Here is a 23999-nt window from a genome sequence, read left to right as displayed (position 1 = left end):
GCCCCCTCCCTCGCGTACGCCTGAACGGCGTCGCTCGACCTCCCCCAAAACCTCGTTTCGGGAGAGGTTATTAAATGCAGAAGCCCGCCAAAACGCGGCACCAGAAACTGCACATCCTTGAAGAAGGACGCTTTGGAACCAGCGTGGTTCGAGATGTTTGTAATGTCGGCGTTTGCGAAGTCACAGCGAGGCGGCTGACATTATTCCGACAGGATCTGTTGGATCAGTTCGGGCGGTGGTCCTTCAATCGGATAGTCCGTTTGAATTTCGCAGCCACAGGCGTCGGGTTCGACCGGGCCTCCGCAGGCATCGAGTGCCAAGCGGGCCAAACGTCGGGCTTTGGAGCTGGGTTCAAACCAACAACAAGGTCCGGTCTTTTCAAACACCATTCGAGTGAGCTTTTGACGGATCGGGATGCTGCAACATCCTCCGCAACCGGGATCGCATCCTCGACGCGAGGCAATGACCGCTTCGATGGCCGCGATGCGGACCTCTGCCGAAACATCGTCCAGTCCCGCGAGAATGGCTTCTTCCACATGCGGATTGACGGAGCAGTCTTCGCCGGCCAAAACACCGAGGGCTTTTACCTTGGCGGCGGTGGCGACCTTCGCTTCTTTCACTTTCAGTGCACCCGCGACGGCAGGCGAAGGCGAGGCCGCATTGGCAGGGTGCGAAGATGGCAGACTCATCGGTGGCGGCTGCAACGCAGGAACCGCGGTCGCTGCTTTTTCATAGGTGATTTGGCCGAGCAGCACCGTCTTGCGAATGCAGCGACGACCGATGGTATCGATTCCCAAGAAACGCGGCAGCGTCATAGGAACCGGGGCCGGTGGAGTGGCGACTCCATCCGGGCCGATCAAGACCGGCGTGGTGGCCTGACGCTCCAAGACGTTCAACGACGTGCAGCCGGATGCGAGAACCAGACAGCCACACGCGAGCAGCAACGGCCACGCATGGGTGGCTCCCGTCATGCCGTTCGTTGTTGACCGTCTCGCGTTCATGTTTGGGCGTTCGTCTTCAATCGATGCGGATGGTGGGGAGGTCAGTTGGCTGAGGCGGTTTCACGGCGACTTCCACACTTCTGCGATAGCGATCCCCGCGATAGAGGCCTTCCAATGTCAATTCGTATTGGCCAGCCTTCACGGCGGGAAACACGAAATGACCGCTCGCATCGGTCAGTGCCTCTTGGGGTAAATTCGACGCTTGGGAGGGTTGTTCCACGCTTTTTTCGTCCGAATTGTCAGGCTTTTCTTTTGGCAACTCTTTGAGCGCGACCTTCATGCCTGCGACTGGCAGAGTCACATAGGCGATTTTGCCTTGCAGAACGGTGACTTCGGCTTCGCGGCGAGCTTGCAACTCGGCTTCGGTCAGCAACTCGATCGCAAGCGTTTTGATCAGGCCCGGGTTATTTGCTGCGTCGGTTGCTTGCATCAGCAACGTGTGTGTTCCCGATGCCAGTTTGTCCGTCGGCAGAATGACGACCCAGCTTCCGTCACCGAGTCGTTGGCCAGGAACGGGTTTCACGTCGGGCGTGAACTCTTGTTGGCCGGCGGTTGCCCAAGCCGCTTGGATGGAGGCCGCTTCGCTGAGTCCCGCGTCATCGACAGTGGCACGAACTTCCACCGGCCCGCCCAAGATCGCTGGCAGCGGTGATCGGATCTGAATGTCCTTCAGCTTGGGTGGCAACGTGTCAAACACAGCCGTGATCGGGTTGCTCCAAACGAGTTGCTCGCCTCGTTGAAGGCTGGCGATCAGCGGAGCACGCTGGTTTCGGACCACACCCACCGGCACGCTGAGTCGATGTGGACGCACACGACTTTTCAATCCCGGTTGGCCAAGTGGATCCACACCGGCCCAAGTGAATTCGATCGCGGCAGGCGTGGTGACCGAAACGGTTGGTTCGTTCTGCAAGTAGCGATCGCCATTCAGATCCAATCCCAATGTCACAACGTCGCTGCCGTAGTGGAACAGTTTGTCGCTGAGGTCAACCCATACATCGGCGGAGACTGTTTCAGCGTCTTTGGAAACGATCACCGGCGGAAGGTCCTGGGAGGCCGGTGCATCAGGCAACAAAGGAGCCCCGATGACGATGGCGGCGTGGTCGTCGGATGGCGTGAGCAATTGCTCGCTGCGATTGCCCGCCAAGTGAAACACAAAGGCACTCGGCCACTGGTCGCTCAACACTCGAACGCCGATGGGGTGCCCATCGCAAGCGGCGGACGAGAACGATTTGGTGACGCGAGAATCCGGGGCGATCATTTGTTCGCCATGGGCAACGGTCAGATGAGTCAGCAAGTCGACCAGTTCGATGCGAACATGTGTCGGTCCATCGACGCCAGCGAGAGCGCTGATCGACACATCGACTTTGCGAGCGTTGTGGTCGTAAGCCACGACTGGCTGAATCAGCGAGTCCGGGCGATACACCCGAGGACTCAAGTCAATCCATTGCACGCGATCGTTTTCAGCGTCGGTGACTTCGCACCAAAGCGATGCGACTGTGATTGGTGGCGCGTCGGGTTCCAGTTTGGCAGCGGGAAACATGACCTTCGTCCATTGTCCCAATGCCGTCGCCAGTTTGGGCTGGATCGCCAACTCGGTTGGAGGCGTTTGGGTGGCGAGCCACCGCTTGGCTTGCTCCGATTTCATCGTCGGCGGGCAAGTTCGTCCCGGTTCGGACCAACCCAGCAGACGCACCTGCAAGGACTGCGACGACGAATCCAGTGGCTGGATCCACAACGGCGCAAAGAGGTCTCGGTTGGCGTGCATGACCCACGAGTCGCCGGCACTGGATCGAGCGGCCGCAAATTCGGACAGCGGCAATTCCAAAGGCACACTGGTGCGAAAGATATTGTTCTGAGTGATCCAACGAAGGTTGATCGCGGATGTTTCCGGCGTCTTCGCGTTTCCAGCCTGCGACGCTCGACGGATCTCGATTGAAGCGGTCTTTTGCTTCGAAAACAGGCCCAGCTTTTCTGACGCCGTTGCGGTCGATGTGGCTCTTTGCGAAACGATCGAGCGATAATCAGTTTCACCTGAGACGCGTTGCACGGGTGTGATGGTCGAATCAGCCAGTGTGTTGATTTGCAACCAACCACCATCGGTTTCGATTTCCAAGATCCCCGAACCCATCGATTGCGAAGTCGATTGGACCGCGATGTTCAACATCACGCGATCTGACATTGCCAGCGAGCCTTGGACGGTCACGTCAACGTTGGTGTTGGATTCGATTCGGGGCAGTGCGGGCAATCCAATCCAAGCAGCGAGTCGTTGGTAGCGACTGTTCGAGATCGCGTAACGTTCTCGTTCGTCTTTGGTTGCATCGACGGCACATGCACGCGTGTCGGCGACGAGCGTTGGCAGAATGTGCGACCAACGCTGCATTGCCACGTCCAGCTCTTTTGCCGCAGTGTCTTGCTTGGCGGGCGTTTGGATATCCGATTTCAGGGCACGCACGAGTTGTTTGTATTGGTCGACGGCGTTGACCATTTCGTCTTCCGATGTTGACGCGTTCAGAAGCGTTTGGCTCGCGGTCTGGGCGGCTTTCTGCAATCGATCCAGGGTCCCAGGTTTGCTCGACGTCCCAGCTAGTTCGAGTTGGGCCGCCAACGTCGAACGCTGGATTCGCGTCCGTGTGCTTTCAACGAACCCTTCGCTGGACCGCGAAACCGCGACCGTTTGAATGGTCGACGATGATTGGTCCAGTTGCAATTGAAGTTCAGCCAGCAAACCCGACAAACGATGTTTGACGGACTGGATCATCGCGTCGCCTTGGTACATCGAATCGCTGTTGGCAGAGTCCAGCCATCGTTGCAATGCGATCGTTTCAAGTAGCAACTGGCAAACGGAATCATCCATCAGCGATTTGGAGCGAATGGGCATCGCCACAAATGCATTCAAGTGATCGATGATTTCATCTCGCAGTTCACCGGCTTGATCGATCGCCAACGCATCCTTTTGCAGTCTTGTGAACGCGCGAATCGCTTTTTCGGTTTGTGCTTGCACATGAGCCAGATAGTCCGAACGCACGGGGCTGACCAGGCTCCGTTCAGCGTCCAGTCGCACCCATTGCGTTTCTGCTAGTTCGGGTTCGAACCATGTGCGGACTGTCGAGTTCATCGCGGCTTGGTTGGCGAGCACACGGCACTTGATCAGTGATTGCTTGAGTGACCAAGGTGCGTTTTGCTGCAACACGGATCTGGCCCAGACCACTTCGTCCCACGTTGCGTTGGCTGGAATCGGCGAGTCAATCCAAGTTTTCGCGGTGGCTTCGGTGGCATCCGCGTTGAGCAGCGTTTGCAGTCCCTCGAACAATTCGCTGCACTGGTCACTGCGATTGGTGCGAATGCCATCCGCGTGCATCTGAATTGCAACAGCCAGCGTCGGTGCGGTCACATCGACCGTGTGATGTTTGGCTTGTTCTGGGGCGGCATTCGGCGGTGCGGCAACGGACCGAGTGGCACTGGGTAGGTCGGCCGTTGTCGATGTCGTCGCACTCGCTTCGGCTTGCGCCGCGGGTGTTGCGTCGTCTTTGGGATCGAGAGCAGTCTGCACCGGCGCCAACAAATAGCGTTTCCAATGTCCTCGCGGGATGCTGGAAAAGGAATGGGGAACTGCTTGGTCGTCGCCATCGGGACGCTCGGGGCTGACCACATTCAACCATTCGGCGACGGAGACCACACCGTCAGCGTTGTTGTCCGCGGATTCTTCGAAGCCGTTCATCGCGGCTTGGGTCAGCGGCGTGACATGTTGGGCTGGATCGATCAGCTCATGATTGATTTGGCTGTGGTGTGTGACGACCAACACATTCGAATGGCTCAACGCGGAGACTTCTCGATCGAGACACTGAGCGAACTGCCAGGCGTTCATCTCGGGCAGCCGTCCGATTGAATCGCCGACGCTTTCAATCGCGTCGATCAACACGATCACGGGCGTTTGAGTTTTGCTGAGATGTCGAAGGAGTTCGGAGACGTCCAGCGGCGATGTTTGCAACGTCGACTCGGAATTCAATGACAACATGATCGCATGGCCGTCGACCACCAATGCTGTGCCGGCAAGGTGAATGAGTCGGGTACCGTTCGTGATATCGGTTTGTGCGATTTGATTGGCGGCGGAAAGCGAGAGCGTTGGAGTCACGCTGGCCGTCGGCATTGCCTGACCGAATGAGGAGAAGGCATCCAGCGATGCAAGAGCAACGGCCTGCGCCGGAATCACCGGGGCAGGTTGTGTCTTTTTAGGTGGCACTGGCCCAATCGATTGAATCAACAGACGAGGTGATTCAAGCGGACGCCAAACCGAGACCACAAAGATCCCGAGCAAGGACGCGAGGACGATCGTCAGCGCAACCTTGATGCGCAGTCGCGATCCCGATGCGGTTGGCTGATTTCGCCAATCTCGCAGTCGCGATTCGGTCACGTTGGGACTGTTGTTGGTCTTGCTCATGTTCTAGCCACCAACCTGAACGGTGGGTTCACCTGATGCGATCGATCCACCGTGTGCTGTCGGATCACCCATCCGAACCGCGGGTTTGCCGCCGATCATGACGGTGGCGGAGCCTTTGGAAAGAGTGTCGGGCGGGCCCGTGCACTCGGCCTCATCGCCCAAAACCGCGGCCGGCATTCCCCCGATCAGCACCGTGGGTTCTCCCGGACCGATGATGGGGCCTCCGACATGCGGGACAACGCCTGTGACCATCGGGCAACTGTGTTCGTCCATGATTCGAGCAGCAGGCGGCATCACTGATTTCCTTGCTTGGTGTCTTGTTCGCGTTGCAACAACGCGCTGCCGGATTGCAACCATTGCTGCATCGCGGTGTCTCGATCTGGCTCCGCCGCGACGGACCATCGATGCGAGGTCATGATTGCGACGCCGCTCAAATGCGATGGTGGTGGAATGGGCGGTTGATCATCCGGTCCCAGGCTGCCGCCGCTGAAGATGATCGCCTGAGCGATCCAACGGGTGACGTTGTCAGGAGAACTGACGGCCAGTTGATCGCGAACTTTGCGGCGGTCGGGTTCGTCGCCCGAGGTCTGCCAAGCCAGAATGCTTTGGTCGAGCGTGCTGCTCGCGCGATTGGCAAAGCCGGATGCATCGATCGCCCATCCGATGGCGGTTCGGACCGGCAACGCACCAGCGAGAAACCGGATCGCATCGTCGTTCAAGGAGGCATCGATCAAACGTTGGAGGTAGTCCATCGTTTGATCGGGTGACTGGATCAATGCGGTGGATGCGTCCGACATCGACATCACTTTTGCAAGCGAGGCGATGGTCGCGTGATCGTCGATGGTTTCGTCGGAAGTCGCCAGTTGTTGCGGATTCGTTTTGGGTGTCGCGGTCGTCACGTCGGGTGACCAACGAACCGAAAAAGCGGTTTGGCCGGCGACGAATTCGGTTTCGCATTGGCCCGTTTCTGACAGCGTGAGCCGATCGCATGAGTCTCCTGCAACGATCAGTGCATTCTGTCCCTCGAGAACCTCGATCACCGCGTCCGTTCCGCAACGAACGACAAAGTGTTCCGGTGACAACGCGGCGTCATCGGGAAGGCTCATTTCCACCCACTCGCTACTGCCCACGCGTGCTTCCTGACCGACGCGCAAGATCAATCGCACGTCGGTGTCGTCAGCGGGATGAGCGGTGAGTAAGAGTGGCATGATGAAGCGAAGGATTGGAATGAAGTGGAGGGACGCGTGAGCCAATTCTGTCCGAAAAGGGGTCTGACCCCTTTTCGGGACGAACTAGTTGATTTGGACGATGGCTCCTTTGACCGTGAGCGATCCGCCGGAGCTCAGTTCCGCTGATGCGTTGCCTTTCAGTGTCATGGATGCATCGGCGGCGGCGTCGACTTCGGGGGCCGCCATGCTGATCTTGGTATCACCCTTGATGGCGATCTCGCTTGCTTGGATGTTGATGCCCGACGGCGTCAGCTCAATGGAAGATTGACCACACTTGATCGTGATCGACTTGGCCGCTTCGATCGTGATCGCGCCGCTTTCGACCGACACATTTTGATCGCCTTGTTTGACCGTCAGGTTGTCGTCACCCGCATCGATCGTGGTCGTGCGGTCTTGTCCGATTTCGGTGGTCTGGCTTCCCGATCCGCTGCCGACTCCGATTTGGACGTTCTGGTCGTTGTAGATCTCGATCGTCTGGTCGCCGCTGTCTGATTTGTCGAAACCAACCTTCAATGAGTCATTGTTTTCGACCTCACGAACAAAATCGCGTTCGCTGTGCAGGTAGATCTGCTCGGCATCTTTCGTGTCATCAAACGTCAACTCATGGAAACAGTTCACGTCCCCTTCTTTGGTGCTGCGTGTGCGAAAGACCGTTTTGGCTTGCCCGTCGGCCAGATCTTCCGGAGGCATGCGATCGGCATTGAAGACCCGACCGGTCACGATCGGTCGATCCACGTTGCCGTCCAAGAACGCGACGATCACTTCTTCACCGACTCGCGGAATCGAGACCGCACCCCATCCTTTGCCAGTCCAAGGCTGCGTCACGCGAATCCAGCAGGAGCTGCTGTCGTCACCGGTGCCAATCAAATCCCAAGCGAATTGGACTTTGATGCGGCCATACGCGTCGGTCCAGATTTCTTCGCCATCGGGACCCACGACCGTTGCAATTTGAGGGCCTGCCATGATCGGCCGTTCGGTCGTTTGTCGACTGCGGAAGGGAATGGACGAAGGAAGCAACCGCAGTCGATTGTTCAGGTGAAAGGAGTGTGCACCTCCACTGCCGGCCGAAACATCGCCGGTTGTTATCATCAGATGCCGGCCCACAATCAGGTACTCTTGATTGAGATCATCGACGGGATGCGACGTCATCGTCAAAAGATTGCCGGCGATTACCGAGGGAGTTGACACGTCCACGGCGGCGGCGTGTTGGTCTGACGTGGCGGCTTCGGTCAGAACGCGAGCGTAGTGTTGGCCGTCGTCGGTCTCGAAGAACTGACCCGGGAATTCGTACCATTCCCAGTCGCTTGCCGTGTCCGACGCGTTTTGACGAACGGTCATTTCGGCGCGAGGCTTTTGGAAATCGTAGTCTCGCAACACGTACGACGCCGTGTTGAAGTCACGCTCATAGGTCCACTGCGAAAGACACGTTTCGCTGCCCGGTTGTTCCACCGCGTGATAGGGCAGCGAACCAAACGACGCCGACGCTTGGTGGGCACTGACGTCGTCGCACAGCACTAGGGTGTGTTGGTCTTCGGTGTATTCGAAGAAGTAGTAGATGCCTTCTTCTTCAAACAGTCGACTGAGGAATTGGAAGTCCGATTCGCCGTATTGCACGCAGTAGGCTCGTTGGCGATACGTTTGCGTGAGTCGGTCTTCCAGTTCGCCGGTGAAGCCTCGCGATTCGATCACGGCTTTGGCGATTTCGACGACCGTCTGTTGTTGAAAGACTTGTGATCCGCCGACATGTCGCAGCAATCCCATCCAGGGAGCAAGCGTGGCGTGGTATTGGTACAAGCCCGCGCTGGTGCCAACCTGACCGAAACGTGTGACATAGCCGTGCAGGTATTCGGGCGAGTCGTCTGGATCGCCGATGCGAATCGAGACTGGTTCTTTGAGCAGGTCGAGCGGATCGATGTCGCCTTCAGAGCTGACCAAATCCAACGTCCCACCAAAGGGGCGTCCGAGTTGTTCTGTCCAAGTCACACCGGTCAACACGAGCGCATCGTCATCCAGCGGTGTGCTGACGGCGATCGGACGGTTGGCTTGGGTCAGAGTCATGATGGTGAAATCGTGTGCAACGCTAGAGAATGAATTGACAGTCGCCGACATCGGCGCGGGGAGCTTTCCCATGAACCCAAGCACTTCGGCCGAGAGCACCGATTCGTCCGAGTGACAAACGTGGGATCGTGTGGCGATCCAAGATCAAACGAACGCGGCAATCCAATCCGGGATCGACATAACCGCGAATCAATTCACGAAGCGTTCCGTGCGATTCGCCGCCAGGCAGTAGTTCTTGAAACAAGTCAAAGGCGATCGGTCCGATGTCCAGATCGATCATCGAGCAACGATCCGGGACACTGCGTCCGAGCACCACGCTTTGTCCCAGTCGACCACCCCGGCCCGCGGTTTCTCCGCGACCAGATGGCCGTTCCGATCGAGAGAGCAGCGTTCGGTCTTCTGGTTCCAAACGGAGTTGCCGCAATCGAAATGTCTTTACATTCGCATCCGCATGCACAGTCGCGGAAACCACCGCCGCGAGACCTTCCGCGTTGCGATGTGTGGACCCAAATCGGCCGCTGAAGTACAGCCCTGAGTTGTCAGTTGAGGTTGGGGCGGCGTTGGATTCTGCTCCGGGATTCAGCGTGCCCGAGATGGAACCCACGTACGCCGCGAACCGGTCCGTTTCTGGTCGATCACGCTGGACCGCACCGCGACTGCTACTCCACGCTCGGTAGAACAGCGTTGCCATGCGGTGATGGAATAGGTTCAGAAACGATTCCAAAGTGGGGTCAGCGTTGTGCCTGGTTTCATGCCGAACGGTCTCGGTCATGTGCAGAGGCAATGGACCTCCGGGCCCCAACAGACCAAAGAATCGTTGGCTGATGTGGGCGCGTTCATCGTGTCCCGAATCGATTCGATCGATCGTTGCCGGGGCAAAGTCCAGTGCCGATGTTTGCCGGATCCGAACGGCCTCTTGGCTCGTTTGTCTGGCGTGACCAACTCGAGGCAGCGTCGGTGACTCGGCTTCGATTCGTCGCATCGCCTGAAAGAAATCAAGCGACTGAACCGGTTTCCCGAGTTCTTCCGTGAGACGCTGTTCCCAGGTGGCGGTGGAGTCTGAAGTGGTCATGGACTTGTCAGGCAAAACGAGAACGGCGAATCAATGTCTCGGCGTGAGGGTTGGAACCCGGCCAATGGCGAGGTTGATGCGGTGGCTAGATCAGTGCGGTTTTCCCGGTGCGAACTGGCCATCGATGCACCGGGCCACGTGTGGGCGTGCGGAGCGACGTTTGCGTGAAACTGTTCAAAGACACAAAGCGTGCCATGAAACGATCCAGCACTCCCGCCAATAAGAAGGCACCTCCGCCTTCGAACGCTGACTCGTCCAACTCCAATTCCAGGTGCACGCCTCGACCGTGAACGATGGGGCCGGGCATGGGGATTTGTCGCGTGACAGCTTGATTGGTCACCGAGAGAATCCCGTCCACTTGGCGACGCGTCGCGGGCAAGTCTTCCGGGCAATACAGATACAGCGTTTGCCGCAGCAACGCCGCTGCATGATTCGAGTTGGGATCCGTCGACTTTTCGCGATCGCACAGCGAGAGGAAGTTTGACGTCAAGTGATTGACCAGTCGCCAACACGTCTCGCCATCTTCGGTGGTCAGCGGTGCTCGCGGAGTGGTTGGGCCTGACAGACAACTGATGGAGGCAACCGGTCCGGGGCCATCCAGTGTGAACGCGTCCCGCCAACCCGCTTCCGGTTTCAGCAGGGCGAGGTCGCGGTTGGTGCAGTAGACCGTGGACGACAGTTGGCGAATCGGATGCCGCGATGGTCGTTGACTCGAATCCGTCAGCGTCACAAAGACTTCTGTTCCCAAGTACGGTGAGCGATGACCGTATTCACGTTGGTTCGTCGAAGGTTGCCGAGGACGACGATCGAGCGTGTAGTAGGCCGCGTGTTGCTGGCGAGCAGCCATGTTGGTTGGTGGCGCGTAGAGCGGCAGGAACTCGACTTCTTGTTGAGCCGATGTTCCGTGACCAAGCAGTTGTTCGACCGACCAAATTTCAAAGTCCATCGGTCGGCTGCGGTCGACCAACAGTTGGTGTTCGGATTTGGTTTCTGAAATCGGGACCCGATCCGCGCGTTGCTTGAACAAATTGACTGCTGGGACACAGTGCAAAGCCAAGTGTTCACGGTTGAGACGTCCCACCAAATCCTTCTGCGATTGGTCAACTCCGATGATGATTTCGAGTTGGTTTCCCTTCGCCATCGAAACCGCGTGGGACAACCCGTTTAGCGTTACGAACAGGAACTTTTCGGGCAACAAGAAATACTCTTGCAGCAATCGGTATCCACTGAACGAACGAGGCTCGCCGGGTAGCAATGCTTCTGCGTCATCGAAACCACCAGCGACCAGCGATGCCGAATCCAGTCGTTGCCATTGATCCGAAGCGGCGTCGCCGACAACGATGCCGTTCTGATGGGCGATGAGTAACTCAAGCAACTGGTGCGCGGTTTCGCCACCGCGAAGATGAATCGGCAGGCTGTCCAGGTCGAGTGCCGACATCGGCAAACCAGCCGTGGTTTGAAGCGTGATTCGCAGTGCCGCACGACAGGGCATGCCCTTCATGATGGAAGGCATCGGGCGACGGGTCGCAGTGCCACGTTCCACCCATTCAACGTCCACCAATTGAATCGGCCACAAATCCACCGGAGCGGTTGTTTCGAATCGGCAAGGCGTCGGGCAGGTTTGGCTGGACGGTCCCTGCAAACGAGAGCCGCGGGGCAAACGGTAGCCGCTGGCCAGCGATCCCTCGTCGGGATCCGGGTGAATTTGAACGATCGCCGCGGATGGGATCGGCCGCGTGTAGTGCGGGTAGATCGATTGCAGCAACCCGCGAGTGAGTTGTGGAAACTCGGAATCCAAACGGCGATGCACTCGCGCCGCCAAAAACGCGAATCCTTCTAGCAATCGTTCGACAAAAGGGTCGGCGCAGGCGAATTCGTCCATGCCCAAGCGGCCGGCGACCGCGGGGTATTCTTGTGCGAACTCCGCCCCCAGTTCTCTCAGGTAGCCGAGTTCTCGGTTGTAATGATCGAGGAACTGAGCTTCCATGCGTCAAATCCAACCGAGGTGAACGAAGGAGTCGAGTGTGCGCGGATGATTGGCCAAGCCATCCTTCCAGCACAAACTCGTGGGCTGTGGTCTTTTTGACCGTGACACTCATCACGGTTCTTGCTGAATAGCACAATTGGGCCTTGCGTCCCAAGAGGTAATTCGCTGACCAAAATCCAACTACGCCGCTCGGCGTTGGCCGTTTCCTGGCACCACTTTTTGGCATTGGCCATTCCCCAGGCAGATCGAGATGCCCATCGCAAAGGACTCCAACGCATCGGAGGGGCCAAAGAGGGCCTGGATTTGCACGATCACGTCGCCACGCACGTATTCGTTCAACCGACACGTGACATTCAGAGTGTCCGCTCGCAAACGAGGTTCGAAGCACCGAATCGCTTCGGTGAATTCTCGTTGAAGAAGTCGCAGGTCCAATCCGCTGCTGGTCCTGCCCGTCAGATCGGGAACGCCGTAGTTCAAAACGCTCTTTTGAACCAACGGCCAAGCCGACAGATCGGTATCCTCGGACATTCGGCGTGTTCCAAACAACGCCAACAGATCGCGTTCGATTTGCGAACTCAATATCGCCATCTGTTGGCGACGTTGACGGCGTGAAACACCGCCGCGTGATCCGGGATTTGGCACCACACGAACGTCGCCACCGCCACCGTTCTCGCCACGGATCAATCGATCCAGTAGCGAGGATGACGGTTGTTCGATCGGTTCGTTGGATGCCATGACAGCTCAGCCTAGGCGGCTTTCTGTTCCGACAGGTTCCAGCCCTTCTCGGTTGCTTTCTTCGCCGAGTCTCCGTCGTACTTGGTGTACGCCATTTTGATCTCGGTGAAGTTGAGCGTGAAGTTTTCGCAAGGCTTGCTGTCGCCCATGCTCGACTGTGAGTAGCTGGTGACGATCGGGTCAACCAATGTCACGGTCAAGTAAACCTGCGGGTTGCCTTCGTTGTCGGTTTGCAAGTAGGTCAGGGTTGCGCCTTGCAGCGAAGCACCCGAGACACTTTGCATGAACAATTCGGTCGACGCGATGTCGAAGTCTTTTGAACATTGCAGTTCGGTGAACGCGGGCGAGCCGGTTTCACGAGCCGAGCTGCCGGCAACACTTGCGACGGTACGATTGGCACCGAAAGAGACCGAGGTCAACTTGATCTGATCTTCGTAACCAGAGACGCTTGCGTCGCCTTTGATTTCGGTGGTGAACTTCAAAAAAATCATGGTTTCAGTTTCCTGGAATGAATGTTGTTTGGAATGGTGTCAAAGACGAATGATCAAGCGGCCTTGGCGGACGGCAGCTTGCTAACGAGTCGCAATGACACGGTCAAACCTTCCAGTTGGAAGTGAGGACGCAAGAAGAATTTCGCGGTGTAGTATCCCGGGTTACCTGGGATCTCTTCGACGACCACTTCTGCACCCGCCAACGGACGACGAGCTTTGTCCAGTTCCGATGCGGTTGCTGGGTTGGTGTCGACGTACTGGCTGATCCAGTTGTTGAGCCAGACTTGCATGTCGGCACGTTCTTTGAACGAACCCACTTTGTCGCGAACGATGCACTTCAAGTAGTGTGCAAAGCGGCAGACGGCAAACAGATACGGCAAACGACCCGACAAACGAGCGTTGGCGGTTGCATCGTCGTCTTCGAACAAGCTTGGGTTGTTCAGTGACTGAGCACCGATGAAGGCGGCCAAATCGCTGTTCTTGCGGAACACCAATGGCATCATTCCGTTCTTCGCCAATTCCGCTTCTCGTCGATCGCTGATCGAGATTTCGGTTGGACACTTCATGTCCACGCCGCCATCGTCCGTTGGGAAAACGTGAACGGGCAACTTTTCCACTGCTCCGCCCGATTCCACACCACGAATGCGTGAGCACCAGCCGTGCATTTTGAACGAGCGGTTGATGTTCACAGCGAACGCGTAGGCACTGTTGGACCAAACGTATCGGCTGTGGTCAGGACCCGCGGTTTCTTCTTCGAACGCGAATTCTTCGACGGGATTTGTCGCGGCACCGTAAGGCTGGCGTGACAGGAAGCGTGGCATCGTCAAACCGATGTAGCGCGAATCTTCGTCGTCGCGAAGCGAACGCCACGAAGCGTATTCGACAGTTTGGAAGATCTTCGTCAAATCACGAGGATTGCCGAGTTCTTGCCACGAATCCATGTGCATCAGCGAAGGTGCTGCGGCGGTGATGAATGGGGCGTGTGCAGCGGCAGAAATTTTCGCGATTTCGCCCAACAGTTCGACGTCGACAGGCGAGTGATCGAAGTAGTAGTCGCCGATCAATGCACCGTAGGGTTCACCACCGAACTGGCCGTACTCTTCTTCGTACAGCTTCTTGAAGATCGGGCTTTGATCCCAAGCGGTTCCTTTGAACTTCTTCAGCGTCTTGTGAAGGTCTTTCTTGGAGATGTTCAAGACGCGAATTTTCAGCATCTCGTCGGTCTCGGTGTTGTTCACCAAGTGGGCGAAACCGCGCCATGCACCTTCGAGTTGCTGGAAGTCATCGTGGTGCAAAATCTCATTCATTTGCTCTGAGATCTTGCCGTCGATTTCCGCCACCAAGGCTTCGATCGTCTTGATCACGTCGCTCTCGGCAACCATCTCACTGGTCACAAGTTGAGCGGCGAGCGTGTTGACCGCCCGTGTGACAGCCAGCCCGGCGTCGTCGGTGCGTGGCTTAAATTCGGCTTCCAGCAATTCAGACAACGTGTCCAGTGTGATGGTGTCGCTGACGTCGGGAGCGGCTTCCGTGGTTTCCGATTGTGTTTCGCTCATCCTTGAGTCCTTCGAGATTGGTGGTGGGTGTTGGTGTGACGATTCGATTAGGCGGCTTCTGCGGCCGAATCTGATTCGTCAATTTCGAGCGGCTTTTCGGCGAGCTCTTTCAACAGTTCAGGATCGTTGATCAATCGGGACACCAATTCTTCGGCGCCGGCTTTGCCGTCCATGTAGGTCACCAACTGAGCCAATTGCGTGCGTGCGTTGAGCAACTTGTTGAGTGGTTCCACACGTTTGGCGATTTGGCCAGGTGTGAAGTCGTCCATGGACTCGAAGGTCAAGTCGACGTTCAGGCTGCCTTCGCCGGTCAGCGTGTTGTCCACTTGAAACGCAGCGCGTGGCTTCATCGATTTCAAACGGTCGTCGAAATTGTCGATGTCCGTTTCCAGGAACTTTCGATCGGCGACGTCTTCGAGTGGCTCGGACGGATTGCCCGACAAGTCAGCAAGCACTCCCATCACGAAAGGAAGCTGAACCTTCTTCTCGGAACCGTAAGTTTCCACGTCGTATTCGATTTGAACGCGAGGCGGACGGTTACGAGCAATGAATTTTTGGCTGCTTTCGGACATCAGCTTTCCTTTTCAGAACAGCGGCGATAGGGTGAATTTGTAAATGGTTGGGTTTGGATGACTGGGGCATTAGTCATCAAACTGGCCAGCCAGGTTTCTTGCTTGCGAGAGCGCATCGGGTGCGAGTTCGCGAATGATGTCGACGAAGTCTTGGTTGATCATCCGGCGAGCCCGACGCAGCAACAACGGCACCGGGCTGGATGGTTCGTACAACTCGAAGTACTTCGTCGCCGCGTCGAGAACTTGCGCGGCTTCTTCACGTGACTGAACCCGAATACGGCTGAGGCTGACGATTGATTCGTCAACATCCTCGGAGTCCCACTGATTGGAAGTGTCGTGGGAAGCGGCTGGCTCGCATTCATCGCCGCTGACATCTTTGACCGCGGCATCCGAAACGGACAAACGTTGTCGAAGGTGTGTCTTGAATAATTGGCTGCACGCGGACAGGCAGGACGACAGCTCTTTCGTTTCCCAAATCCCGGTTCCGAGATGCTGGTCCAGGAATTCCACCGTCTCACGCAGTGCGTTTTCGGCTTGTTGGCAGGCTTCATAGCGATGTCGAAGCTCGGCAACTGGCAACGCCAAAAAGGCGGCTTCCACTTCCATCGGCGTGGGCGAATCCGCGGATGAGGTCGCATTGAGCTCGCCACGCGACCGACGCACGTCGTTGAGCGTCACCACCACATGAGGCAGTGATTCGACCAAGGTCATCCGGCCGATCATCGATGGCAATCGCTCTGGTTCGCAAAGACGACCAAGGGCATTGATTCGTATGAACGGATCGTTGTTGTCTTCGGGATCCAGTTGCGGATGAACGTTGTCCCAATGGTCACGGACCCAATCGCGAAGAAGCGTCATCGATTCGGTCAGGCCGTCGAGACCCTTCAGGTGCGTCTGGCTTTCGACTAGGAGAACGGCCAATCGAAGATCGCGAGTTTCGCTCGCCATTTCGACCGCAAGCTGGTGAATGGTTCGCCAGTCCGGTGGTTGAGCCGCAATGACAGTCTTGCCGTATTGCTGTTCCCGAGTGCCTTCTGCCAACCGGGTCATCTCAACAAACCGAGCGTCGTACTCAAGACTCACGCCAGAAGGCGAGTCCGGAGAGACGGGAGCGGTCAGCGTTGAGAGGTCGGCAATTGTCATGAACGATGTCGGGGCTTGGTTTGGCGGACACTCATCACTGTCTGGATATTTGCCTGTAGCGATTGAATCGACTTTTCGATTCTGAACCCTGAGTCACTTTGATTCCTTTTTTCAAGAAATGCGTGGAATCATCCAAAAGCGCTGAATGGCATCAAGTGAAAATGATGGGTCGCAACAAGATCCAAAGTTGCGTGAGAAACAGTGCGATCAAGATTCCTGTGACCACCATCAGCGACGCCGCGAAACGCTGGTGACGTCGCCAGGCCTGTCGTTCTTCCGACGTCCAAGCCAAATGATTTTGTTGGTCGATCATGTGTGCGACGACGGACTCAAAGAAGTGTCCCTTCGTTCCGTTGCTCTTGGCCGAGCGTTGGCCTGGCGATGCGACAAACAGACCACTGACGATCGGTGCGTTGACTTCCGACATGCTTCCGGAATGCGAAGACGACATGTCCACCGGATTCGCTGCACAGCTTTCGACCATCAGGCTTCGCAGGGAGGAACGCCAGCGACGACACTGGATCAGAACGCGAACCAAGCGATGGTTTTGAGGTTGGGTGAGCGAACGTGGCACTTGAAAAACCTGTTTGACACGATTTTCGATCTCTCGAATCGTGTCATTTGCCAATTGGTTCATTGCTTCGCCGGTGGGAATCTCTTCCGAGACAAATGGTTTGCCCAATGCCACCGACGATTGTTGTTCCACCATCCGCAAGCGTCGTTGCAGTTCCTTGTAGTCGTCGGGATGATCATTCTCGGCGATCATCATGGTCACCGGGCTGGCGATTCCCAATTCGGATTGCATCTGATCGAGGTCGCGACGGATCGCTCGTCCGATTTTTCGGCCCGACTCACCGGGCGAAGAGCCTCCTTCGGCGATCATTCGCGAATCCACCATCACAAGCGTGCCGTTGATGGGGGCGTGTGGAAACCGTTCGGCTCGCAATCGTGCACACAAATCGGACAGCTCTTGCTGTGATTGTGTGGTGCGAACCGAGGACAGCGAATCAGGGATCGCCCGAGTGGGCTGAGTCATCGGCCGGATCGATTGAGCGTCTTGGACCAAGCGATCGGCTCGTTCGAGCGATTGCATGGCGTGAGTGACGGAGGTGGACTGTGTCTTTGCTGCCTGAGTTTGAGGCTGAGCCACTGCAACGGCGGATGGGTTTGCACCGGCGGCAAGTGGTTCGGCGTGAGGTTCCGTTGCTGGCGCGTCGTCGGTTGAATCACCTATGGATGATTCGTCGCTGTCCGCTACGGGCTCTTCGCTGGCGTTTGCATCCGACGGTGACGCGGACGGTGAATCAGATGCCTCGGCGACATGGTCTGGAACTGATTTTGGCTGCTCGGCGTGTTCGTCCGATGTTCCGCTTCGCAGGAGTGTCCCATACACACCAATGTCTCGGCAGAAGATCAGCAAGCGATCTTTGGAAAGATGCCAATCGATTGCGGGAGAGCCTTCCGACGTGGATTGAGCGACGGGAGCCCCTTCGGATCCGAGCCACGATTCTTGTTGATGTCGTGTTTCACAGCCCAACACCAAGAAGCAAGGGATTTGGTTGAGTCCCACGCTATGCTGCGACAGCAATTGCATGCCCGTTTTCCAACCGGCACGAACGCGAGCGTCGCCGAGCGGAATGTCCGCCATCCAAATGCGCACCGTCACATAGGTGACCACGCAGGAAAGTGCCCAAAGAACTAGCAACCAAACACCACGCTGAAGCGTCATGTAGTCGCCCCAAGCGATTCGCGTCGGGTCGATTGAGTAGACCAACCAAGCGGCTGCGGCCAAAACCAGCAGACCGATTCCCACCAACGCGGCAACCATGGCGGCCAACGACACGTTCAGTCGCGATTTCAGGCGATCTTTCAGACTGGGCGTTGGCTCATCGGACATCGATCGTTCTCGTCGAGTTGTATGGGATTGGCATTACTTTCCCGCCGAAAGCGTGTACATCGTGATGTTGGCGATCAACATCGTTGCCGCCGCGACCGTCCACCAAACGATGCTTCGTCGCGTCGTGTTCGGTGCCGCTCCACTCAGAGATCGATGCAGGCGCGCTGGAGGGTCGACCTCGGCAGCATCGCTGCTGAGTTGGTGCTGTGTCTTTTCCAGCCAAAGTTCCAACGTTGCTGGAATGCCCAGTTCTTTCGTGGTGGCTTCTGACAGACCTGGAATGGAGTACACGCCACGGAATCCCAACAGGACGCAATCGTGGAAGACTCGCAACACGCCGTTGGAGGATTCACGACTGGCGACGGCAGCCATCTGATAGAAGCGTTCGCTGCAATCACGTGAACCAAACAGGCTGGCTTCCAACACGTGATCGTTCCACCAAGATCGACCGGACCATGGCATCTCCAGCAACAACTCATCGGTCAGAGAAACCAATGCGTACATCGCTTCTTCCCAGCGATCATCGTGATGGTGACTTTGCCGCGCTTCGGTCAAACGTTGCGACAAAGTTTGGTGAATGGCGACGGGATCCAAGGGCTCGTCGGCATGCAACCGGTCGATCAACGCCAGCACGCATTCGGTGTAGTCGTCCGCAAATTGTTCGAGTGATTCATTCATCACACTGAATCCGATCGCTTGGTCGCGAAGATCGCGAATTGCAAGGAAGTGGTGTGAGCGTCCATGCGAACCTTCAGGGTTTGATTGCCCGCCAACTTTTGCGGATCGTCAATCAATTGTTCGCGAATTCGAAGTGCGATCGTGCCGGTGTCCAAGACGTCGGTCCAGGCCGGGCCGCGACCGCTGATCTCGAAGAAGCTCCAGTCCGATTGAGACGGCAAGACTCGGGGGACTTCTCGCAATGGTTTCAGTTCCAATCCCATCGCGCGTTTGCTGTACAGCGTTTCGACTTGTCGGGCACTGCCCATTTTCCAATCGAGGAAACCAGGCGAGAGCAGCTTGTCGAGTCCCGCGGCGGAGAGTTTGCCACGACGCACGCCCAAAACGCACTGCCAATCGCTTGTCAACCATTGCGGGTCCAGGCTGACCTGCATGCCCAAACCTGCTCCGATGAAGAAGCGTTGTTGGTAGGCGTTCTGGCCGACCGCTGCGATTCGCGATTCAATTCTTCGTCGCAACTCTTGAAACAGCGGGCCGATTGCATCGTGATCGTAAGCGGCGATCGCCTGCAAAGATCGTGTTTCACCAAACAGATCCAAACCCCCGGCGACACGGCTGAGTTCTACGTAGGCGTTCCACGGATGGACGCCGCTGGATTGATTTAGAACACCGAGAACCGCAGCGGCTTGGTTGAGCGTTTGAAGCATCAAGATGCGTTGGAGGTCACCGGGTTGCTCGGCGTCCATTCGAACGCTGCGATCATTGACGAGCTGCGACAACAGTTCGATCTTGAGCATCATCATGTCGTGGATCGGCCGCAGAAAACGCTGTCTCATTTGGGACCATGCGGCACAATCCATCAACGGTGGGACGTACCGTTCGTCCAGTTCCGCGATCGCTCCGCCAACCGTGCCTCGTTTCACACGAGCGATCCGTAACACGTCGTAACCGGTCAGGTCTTCGGTCGAAAGTTTGAGGACGGCGTTGACGCGGCGAAACAGGACGGGTTCGACGCTGGCGCCATCGGTTTCGTCCGGAACATGAATCTGAAGTTGGCGAAAACGGGCTCCTTCGGCTTGATCGCCTTCGGCCACGTTGGAAACACCAAGCTGCAACCGAGGAACCGCAAGGAACACGTCGACGCTGTCGCCGCCGCCAACCGGAATGGTTTCGTGAGCAGCGTCCGATGTTTCGGAAGTCGAGGGAGTGGCACCGGAAACGGCAAATCCCGCTCGCAGGTCAACTCGTTCGGTTGATTCTCCCACGGCCAATTCCACCAACGTGCCCTCGGGCATTTTGGCTCGGACGCCGTCGAGTTGGAAAAATCCCAGCGCGAGCGCATCCGCATTGATCGAGATGCTCGCCAGTCCATAGCTGTAGGGGTTCTGCCAGCGTGAAGATGCCGCTTGGCTTTCCTGCCAATGGCGATCCCATGCTTGAAGATGGTGTGGTCGGAGGAACAGTCCCTCGTGCCAATGGACCGCAAGATTCTGCATCGGATTCCTTTCCGAACGTTGGCTGGGTGCCGTCAAATCCATTTGACTCTAGCAAGCCCCAATCTTGGTATGTGGTCGGAGATTAGCTAATTTGCGTGCATACTTCCAGACGATATTACCGATACAGACAGCCACTCTTAGTTTCACGACATGCTTTCACGGTTGTCGTGACTTCACTTTGACTCGCGAAGTGAACTGCCGCATTATCCAGGCCCCGCGACGAAGTGTGATCAAACCCGTCCTCATCGCTCTGCTGCTTTCGCACGCCGTGTTGGCGTTTCCGCTTTCGGCTCAAGATCCGGTGGTGTGGAACAACCTCGGTGCCCCGCTGCTGCGCCATGACTCGCTCTCGGACGCACCGCTGCACGCGGAAGGTTTGATCGAAGCACCTCTTTTTGAACCGCTTCCCGTCCCGCGTGGCGAAATCGAGTCGATTTCGATCGGCTCACCGAGCATCTACCCCGAGCCTATCGTCGGCGAATCCGCGGATTGGTTGGCGATTGGCGGTGACAACCCGGTTGGCTCGAGTTGTGGTTGTCAGTCAACTTGCAATTGCGAGTCGGGGTGCGATGTGGGCTGCGGCTGCAATCAATGCCGCGAACTGGTTTCCAGCCAGTGGACTCCTTGGCAGGATCTGTCGTTCCCAAACATTCACGAAGCGTTGGAACGTCTCAGCCCCGGAGCCCACTTTCGTCAAAATCGTTCGCGTGATCGTGGCATCGGTTACGAACGAGTGATGTTTGCTCCCAACGTTTTGGACACCGCGATCGTTCCAGCTCACGTGGGCATCCGCTACCAAGTCGACCACGGGCTGCGAACGCCGGATCGAGCGGAGTATTACTGGGGCGACCCGCCAGACAACGAGTCGGGCGTGAACTCGCAAGATCTGATCTTTCGACTTGCTGCGGGGACGGAGCGATTGATGGCGTTGACGCAGTACACGATGCGGTCGGTGGACCCGGAAGTGAACGGGAACACGACCGGTTTTGGTGACATCGTCCTGGGTGCTCAAGCTCTGTTGGTTGATGGCAAACGCACGAAGGTTGCGACAATCTTTCGAACTTATTTGGCGAGTGGTCCCGCCGACCGAGGCCTGGGAACCGGTCACACGTCGCTGGAATTTGGATTGCTGGGGCGACGCTGTCTTCGTCCAGAAACCTACGTCTTCGGCGAAGTCAAATATTGGACTCCCATCAAAGGAACCGCTGGCGTCGCCGGAGATGTGTTGACCACGGGCTGGGGTGTCAGCACGATCGCAGCGGAAAGCGATGTGTTCGCATTCTTGCCGACCTTCGAGGTTCGAACACTATCGTTTCTGTATGGCGGCTATCACGATTCAGCGGGCACGCTGCGGTCCGTCGACGGTGAAACCGCGATCGAATTCTATCCGGGTGCTCGCTTTGTACTGGGACCCGAGAACGACATGGGTTTGTGGGAATTCGGATTCGCGACCGGCATCACCGCCGCCGATGACGACTGGTTCGACACCCGCATGGTGTTTGATCTTCGCCTATCGCTTTGAGTGACCAAGACGACTTCCGCGAGCAAGTCGTCTTGATTTGGCGAGCTCGCTGATCAGTCCTGCGATTCGAGCGGAAGCGTTCCGCCGACAACAGGTAAACTCAGTTGAGTGTGCTGAAGATCGATCGTGAGCTTGGTGCCCGGCGTGGGATGCAGCGTGTAATCGCGATCGCTGGAAAAGACCATCAGTCCGATCTGTTGTCCTTTGGCGATGACTTGGTCATCGGGTTGCAGGTCGAACTCGATGTCATAGAACTGGCCCGGGACGAGCGGTTTGCTTTCTCGCATGGATTCGATGTTCTGAGGATCGGCCCATCCGCGAGTGGTGATGTTGTCGGTGATCTTGGAGTTCTTCTTTGTGTTCCAAGGCAACGAGACCAACCAGACGCTCAGGTTGGCGGCGGGACGATCGCACGCAAGTCGCAGTTTGATTCGCGGTGTTCCTGAGAGATGAACTGGTTCGCTCAATTCGGGTGTGGCGTAGATCAAGCGATGTTCGGTGTATTCGGCTTGTGCCAACGCTTCGCCTGGGAACGAAAAGTTGTCGATCAACGTTTCCGTGATTGGTTCGGTGAGGGGGGATGTCCGCAAACGCCCACGTTGGGGAGCACCAGGAACCGGATAGACCATCACGTCTTTTGCTTCCGGGTGCGGGTATTCCGGGTACTCGGTTGGTTTGGTCCGCTCATCGCTTTCGCGAACGATCCACGAATTCGAACCCTTTTCGACGCCGTTGTCTTCGCCATAGAGATAGTGAGTGAACCAGCGATTCATCATGCTGATCGGTGGAGGTCCGCCGTGCCCGCCTTGGTGCATGAACAGTTGGGTTTCGACACCGTTCTTTTTCAACGCTTCGTAAATCCGGATGCTGTGTTCGGGAACGACGTTCCAATCATTGAAGGCATGCGCCATGAGCACCGCCGCTTTCACTCCATCGACGCGGTTCAAGTAATCGCGTGAGTACCAGAAATCGTTGTAGTCACCGGTCGCTCGGTCTTGGTTGGCCATCATCTGTTCGTCACGGACATGGCAATCGCAGTACGCTCGAATCTCTTCATCGCCACCGCTGTGAATGAAGTCGTACAGGATGTCGATGTCTTCCCCGAGGTAACCACCGGGATGGCGTACCAATCCATTGGATCGGTAGTAGTGGTAGTAAGACGTGTTGGGTGCGACGGGGATGATGACTTCCAGTCCCTCGACTCCTGTTGTCGCGGCGGCCAACGGGATCGTGCCGTTGTAGCTGGTCCCCGTCATGCCGACTTTGCCTGATGACCAATAGGCTTCCACGGGGTCGCCACCGAAGGGTTCCGTGAATCCTTTGCCGCGTCCGCACAACCAATCGATCACGGCTTTGGGAGCCAACGCTTCGGGATCGTCACCGACCGTTGGGCAACCCTGTGAAAGGCCGGTGCCTGGGGCACTGGAATGAACGACGACGAACCCACGAGGCAGCCAGTCTTTGACATGTCGTTTGGAGATGATCGGGCGTGTGCCTTCGCGTTCAATCGCGGGAGCAGCGGATCGTTTGGGTGGTTCGGCACCGAGTTCTTGCCGGGCGTCCCAGAAGTAGGATTCATCGGCACCGGTGGTCCCCGCGAAGTAAGGACTTGAGTTGTAGATGACTGGAAGCTTCAGCGACTGGGTATCAGTTTGCGTTGGACGCGTGACGCTGACGTGCATCCGGTCGAGCTTCCCATCGCCGTCCAAATCGAACTCCGTTTCCACCCAAAGGTCATGGCGGATCCAGTAGTCCGAGTCTTCCAGTTCCTTGATGATTTGTGCCTCGCCATCTTTAATGACGGGGATCTGAAGATCGCCCCCTTGGACAGGTGAGGTTGCGAGAAACAGGAGTGCAAGGACTGGCGAGCAGAGGCGTTTCATGGTTGTGAAAACCCAGGTGAGATCGAGGCGAGACCGCATCAGCTTAGTCACCTCAGCGAACCGTCTTCAAGCGACGGCAAAGAATCCGAGGTAGGGGAGCGTTTCGCGAATCTACCGCTCGTTTTCGCCCGTTTATCCTCCGATATGACGGATCAACTCGGGGGGATGGAACGCAATCGAGAACGCTTCCCGTAACCGACTGAGGCTCTCAGTCGGAGACCCATGCGCATCTTTGGTGCTG

At 57.0% G+C, this 23999-nt stretch carries 17 protein-coding genes; 1 reads left to right on the top strand and 16 read right to left on the bottom strand.

Annotated features, from left to right (window positions below; translation table 11 throughout):
• Positions 1-200: 200 nt before the first annotated feature.
• The 15 genes from RE6C_RS10310 to tssK all read right to left on the bottom strand — a co-directional run bounded on the left by RE6C_RS10310 (position 201) and on the right by tssK (position 20353).
• Positions 201-1001 carry a hypothetical protein gene (locus tag RE6C_RS10310; RefSeq protein ID WP_008656336.1) on the bottom strand — a complete coding sequence of 267 codons (801 nt, stop codon included), beginning with the start codon at positions 999-1001 and terminating at the stop codon, positions 201-203.
• 16 nt (positions 1002-1017) lie between these two features.
• Positions 1018-5439 (bottom strand): carboxypeptidase-like regulatory domain-containing protein, encoded by a 4422-nt coding sequence (locus tag RE6C_RS10305; RefSeq protein WP_008656335.1) that lies wholly within the window; start codon positions 5437-5439, stop codon positions 1018-1020.
• A gap of 3 nt (positions 5440-5442) precedes the next feature.
• A complete protein-coding gene (locus tag RE6C_RS10300) occupies positions 5443-5733 on the bottom strand; it encodes a PAAR domain-containing protein (RefSeq protein ID WP_008670751.1) in 291 nt (96 codons plus the stop codon).
• A complete protein-coding gene (locus tag RE6C_RS10295; protein ID WP_039961751.1) occupies positions 5733-6647 on the bottom strand; it encodes a DUF6931 family protein in 915 nt (304 codons plus the stop codon). Before RE6C_RS10295 ends, RE6C_RS10300 begins: the two co-directional genes overlap by 1 nt.
• 84 nt (positions 6648-6731) lie before the next feature.
• A complete protein-coding gene (gene tssI, locus RE6C_RS10290; protein WP_008656332.1) occupies positions 6732-8726 on the bottom strand; it encodes a type VI secretion system Vgr family protein in 1995 nt (664 codons plus the stop codon).
• A 22-nt stretch (positions 8727-8748) separates the two neighbouring features.
• The gene (gene tssG / locus RE6C_RS10285) at positions 8749-9798 is read right to left on the bottom strand and encodes a type VI secretion system baseplate subunit TssG (RefSeq protein ID WP_008656331.1); all 1050 of its coding nucleotides are present in this window, start codon (positions 9796-9798) and stop codon (positions 8749-8751) included.
• 85 nt (positions 9799-9883) lie between these two features.
• Positions 9884-11785, bottom strand: coding sequence for a type VI secretion system baseplate subunit TssF (tssF, locus tag RE6C_RS10280; RefSeq protein ID WP_008656330.1), 1902 nt, complete (start codon positions 11783-11785; stop codon positions 9884-9886).
• Positions 11786-11965: 180 nt separating this feature from the next.
• Positions 11966-12520: a type VI secretion system baseplate subunit TssE gene (locus RE6C_RS10275; protein ID WP_008656329.1), complete on the bottom strand. Its 555-nt coding sequence runs from the start codon at positions 12518-12520 to the stop codon at positions 11966-11968.
• Between the two features lie 11 nt (positions 12521-12531).
• Positions 12532-13011, bottom strand: coding sequence for an Hcp family type VI secretion system effector (locus RE6C_RS10270; protein WP_008656328.1), 480 nt, complete (start codon positions 13009-13011; stop codon positions 12532-12534).
• A 53-nt stretch (positions 13012-13064) separates the two neighbouring features.
• Positions 13065-14567, bottom strand: a complete 1503-nt coding sequence (tssC, locus tag RE6C_RS10265) for a type VI secretion system contractile sheath large subunit (protein WP_008656327.1) — start codon at positions 14565-14567, stop codon at positions 13065-13067.
• 47 nt (positions 14568-14614) lie between these two features.
• Positions 14615-15139 (bottom strand): type VI secretion system contractile sheath small subunit, encoded by a 525-nt coding sequence (tssB, locus tag RE6C_RS10260; RefSeq protein WP_008656326.1) that lies wholly within the window; start codon positions 15137-15139, stop codon positions 14615-14617.
• Positions 15140-15208: 69 nt separating this feature from the next.
• Positions 15209-16282: a type VI secretion system protein TssA gene (gene tssA / locus RE6C_RS10255; RefSeq protein ID WP_008656325.1), complete on the bottom strand. Its 1074-nt coding sequence runs from the start codon at positions 16280-16282 to the stop codon at positions 15209-15211.
• A gap of 151 nt (positions 16283-16433) precedes the next feature.
• A complete protein-coding gene (locus tag RE6C_RS10250) occupies positions 16434-18179 on the bottom strand; it encodes a type VI secretion system protein (RefSeq protein WP_008656324.1) in 1746 nt (581 codons plus the stop codon).
• Between the two features lie 33 nt (positions 18180-18212).
• Positions 18213-18857, bottom strand: coding sequence for a DotU family type IV/VI secretion system protein (locus tag RE6C_RS10245; RefSeq protein ID WP_008656323.1), 645 nt, complete (start codon positions 18855-18857; stop codon positions 18213-18215).
• Complete coding sequence (gene tssK, locus RE6C_RS10240; RefSeq protein ID WP_236618090.1) at positions 18857-20353, bottom strand: type VI secretion system baseplate subunit TssK; 1497 nt, start codon at positions 20351-20353, stop codon at positions 18857-18859. The genes RE6C_RS10245 and tssK overlap by 1 nt, the downstream gene beginning before the upstream one ends.
• Positions 20354-20543: 190 nt before the next feature.
• On the opposite strand from tssK, the gene RE6C_RS10235 reads away from it, so the two are divergent.
• Positions 20544-21875, top strand: coding sequence for a hypothetical protein (locus RE6C_RS10235; protein WP_236618089.1), 1332 nt, complete (start codon positions 20544-20546; stop codon positions 21873-21875).
• Positions 21876-21928: 53 nt separating this feature from the next.
• On the opposite strand, the gene RE6C_RS10230 is transcribed toward RE6C_RS10235, so the two are convergent.
• Positions 21929-23758 (bottom strand): Xaa-Pro dipeptidyl-peptidase, encoded by a 1830-nt coding sequence (locus RE6C_RS10230; RefSeq protein ID WP_039961749.1) that lies wholly within the window; start codon positions 23756-23758, stop codon positions 21929-21931.
• Positions 23759-23999 lie beyond the last annotated feature (241 nt).

The sequence above is a fragment of the Rhodopirellula europaea 6C genome, from assembly GCF_000338295.1.
GTDB classification, from domain to species: domain Bacteria; phylum Planctomycetota; class Planctomycetia; order Pirellulales; family Pirellulaceae; genus Rhodopirellula; species Rhodopirellula europaea.
Note: the sequence above shows the minus strand (reverse complement) of the source record. Positions and strands in the feature narration are given on the sequence as shown.

What these genes read in the sequence shown, in the direction of transcription:
- tssG (WP_008656331.1), bottom strand. Translation starts at nt 9,798, where the DNA reads ATGACCACTTCAGACTCCACCGCCACCTGGGAACAGCGTCTCACGGAA.
- tssF (WP_008656330.1), bottom strand. Translation starts at nt 11,785, where the DNA reads ATGGAAGCTCAGTTCCTCGATCATTACAACCGAGAACTCGGCTACCTG.
- RE6C_RS10250 (WP_008656324.1), bottom strand. Translation starts at nt 18,179, where the DNA reads ATGTCCGATGAGCCAACGCCCAGTCTGAAAGATCGCCTGAAATCGCGA.
- RE6C_RS10245 (WP_008656323.1), bottom strand. Translation starts at nt 18,857, where the DNA reads ATGAATGAATCACTCGAACAATTTGCGGACGACTACACCGAATGCGTG.
- RE6C_RS10295 (WP_039961751.1), bottom strand. Translation starts at nt 6,647, where the DNA reads ATGCCACTCTTACTCACCGCTCATCCCGCTGACGACACCGACGTGCGA.
- tssC (WP_008656327.1), bottom strand. Translation starts at nt 14,567, where the DNA reads ATGAGCGAAACACAATCGGAAACCACGGAAGCCGCTCCCGACGTCAGC.
- RE6C_RS10275 (WP_008656329.1), bottom strand. Translation starts at nt 12,520, where the DNA reads ATGGCATCCAACGAACCGATCGAACAACCGTCATCCTCGCTACTGGAT.
- tssK (WP_236618090.1), bottom strand. Translation starts at nt 20,353, where the DNA reads ATGCAGAATCTTGCGGTCCATTGGCACGAGGGACTGTTCCTCCGACCA.
- RE6C_RS10305 (WP_008656335.1), bottom strand. Translation starts at nt 5,439, where the DNA reads ATGAGCAAGACCAACAACAGTCCCAACGTGACCGAATCGCGACTGCGA.
- tssB (WP_008656326.1), bottom strand. Translation starts at nt 15,139, where the DNA reads ATGTCCGAAAGCAGCCAAAAATTCATTGCTCGTAACCGTCCGCCTCGC.
- tssA (WP_008656325.1), bottom strand. Translation starts at nt 16,282, where the DNA reads ATGACAATTGCCGACCTCTCAACGCTGACCGCTCCCGTCTCTCCGGAC.
- RE6C_RS10230 (WP_039961749.1), bottom strand. Translation starts at nt 23,758, where the DNA reads ATGAAACGCCTCTGCTCGCCAGTCCTTGCACTCCTGTTTCTCGCAACC.
- tssI (WP_008656332.1), bottom strand. Translation starts at nt 8,726, where the DNA reads ATGACTCTGACCCAAGCCAACCGTCCGATCGCCGTCAGCACACCGCTG.
- RE6C_RS10300 (WP_008670751.1), bottom strand. Translation starts at nt 5,733, where the DNA reads ATGCCGCCTGCTGCTCGAATCATGGACGAACACAGTTGCCCGATGGTC.
- RE6C_RS10270 (WP_008656328.1), bottom strand. Translation starts at nt 13,011, where the DNA reads ATGATTTTTTTGAAGTTCACCACCGAAATCAAAGGCGACGCAAGCGTC.
- RE6C_RS10310 (WP_008656336.1), bottom strand. Translation starts at nt 1,001, where the DNA reads ATGAACGCGAGACGGTCAACAACGAACGGCATGACGGGAGCCACCCAT.